This window comes from Vibrio sp. 1288 (assembly GCF_033344475.1).
Map to the genome: position 1 here is coordinate 1 of NZ_JAWPOX010000360.1, position 791 is coordinate 791.

Sequence of the window (791 nt, forward strand, 5' to 3'; positions counted from 1 at the left end):
GTTATTCCAAAGACCTTTGCTGCCTTCCATTATCACATCGGGTTGCTTTGACAGGTCAATCAAAATCGGTGTGATATCTAGGTGGTAATGACTAAATGTATGGCGAAACGTGATTAACGTTTCCTGCTTATTGATGTCGCTGGCTTTTATACCACGTTGCTCAAGTAGTAAATCGATATCGCTTTCGACGTCCACATGTTCGGTTTGTGGGAAGCAAAATAAACCTCCCCAAATACCAGTTTGTGGTCTTTGTTCTAACCATACTTCGTGTCCGTTCTCATTGTGGTGATGAAGCATCACGAAGCGGGTTTGTTTGACCGGTTTTTCTTTCTTCGGCTTTTTACCCGGGTAGTCGAGCACGTTCCCTTGTTTTTTCGCCACACATAAATCAGCAACAGGGCATAGGGTGCACTTAGGTTTGCTGCGGGTACAAACCATCGCCCCCATGTCCATCATGGCTTGGTTATACTTATCTACATCAGTTTGCGGAGTATGCGCTTCGGCAATTTCCCACAACTGATTTTCAACTTTCTTCTGACCTGGCCAACCTTCTACAGCAAAGCAGCGTGATAGCGTTCGTTTTACGTTGCCATCAAGAATGGCATGCGGTTGCTTGTGTACCGATGATAATACGGCTGCTGCGGTTGAGCGGCCAATTCCAGGAAGCGCATTCATTTGTTCTAGATTAAGTGGAAACTCGCCACTGTATTTATGGGCGACCTCTTTAGCTGCTTTATGAAGGTTGCGAGCTCGGGCGTAATAACCTAGGCCAGTCCAAAGGTGTAGCACTT

At 46.0% G+C, this 791-nt stretch carries 1 protein-coding gene; it reads right to left on the reverse strand.

What is annotated here, in order from left to right:
* On the reverse strand, positions 1-791 hold a 791-nt coding region (locus tag R8O11_RS26755), incomplete at both ends, for an NUDIX domain-containing protein (RefSeq protein ID WP_318194815.1).